This is a genomic window from Phormidesmis priestleyi BC1401 (assembly GCF_001650195.1).
Classification (GTDB): Bacteria; Cyanobacteriota; Cyanobacteriia; order Leptolyngbyales; family Leptolyngbyaceae; genus Phormidesmis_A; species Phormidesmis_A priestleyi_B.
Genome location: NZ_LXYR01000180.1, coordinates 1 through 771, shown reverse-complemented (window position 1 = coordinate 771; position 771 = coordinate 1). Strand labels below are relative to the sequence as shown.

Annotated in this window: 2 protein-coding genes; both read right to left on the bottom strand. The window is 48.8% G+C overall.

Going from position 1 to position 771, the window contains the following annotated elements; all coding sequences use genetic code 11:
- Positions 1 to 10: 10 nt before the first annotated feature.
- On the bottom strand, positions 11 to 256 hold the full coding sequence (locus A8707_RS26325) for a hypothetical protein (RefSeq protein ID WP_068820420.1): 246 nt from the start codon (positions 254 to 256) through the stop codon (positions 11 to 13).
- An 89-nt stretch (positions 257 to 345) separates the two neighbouring features.
- Positions 346 to 678, bottom strand: a complete 333-nt coding sequence (locus A8707_RS26320; protein WP_269452778.1) for a DUF1788 domain-containing protein — start codon at positions 676 to 678, stop codon at positions 346 to 348.
- Positions 679 to 771 lie beyond the last annotated feature (93 nt).

Below are 771 nucleotides of genomic sequence, written 5' to 3'. Positions count from 1 at the left end.
GGTCTTGACCTCAACGCGTTGGGATCAATTCTGGAACAAACTGAATCAATACGGCTTTTCCGTTGCCCTCTAATAGTATCAAATAGAGGTCGCACCCGGTGTCCAGATACTCAAGAGCGGCTGTAGTGGCAATACGACCCGCCTCGTTGAGGCTTTCCTGAATCGCTTCTTCACTGGTCAGCAGCGAATGACTCAGGTCTATCGTCACTTCTATCCTGACTTGCGTCCCTTCTTGACTCAGCAATTGAGCGCTCATACTCACCACCTCTTGGTTGCCTCACTCAGTGATATCATGCTTGACCTACTAAATCAAGTAGAGGTCGCACCCCATGATGGGTTCCCCGCTTAAACTTCGCAGTGAAAGATATTGAAGGCTCGGTAGTATTTGTCGTCGTGCAGTTTGCCAAAAAGATCGAGCGATGCCCCAACTTCCAAGGAATGGGTATAGTCACCCGGAAAAAACAAGACGGTTGGCTTTTCCTTAGCCGTGCTTTGCAGATTGTTTAGCACGTTATGAGACCGGATATAGGGAAACACCTCTCCAATCCCTGAAAGAAGCAACACATCAAACTTAGTGGCTGCCATTTCGCGGGCGATCGCGGGTATCAGATGAGCCTCTGGATCGAGAACACCCTGGAAAAGCTCTTTCAGTTGATCTTTGGAAACAGATGCTTCTATAGCCGTTGCCAGTTAGGTTAGGACATACTATAGAAGTTGAGACCCTCAAATGAGCGATGCCAGCCCCCTACAGCGATGACCTCCGACAAAAAG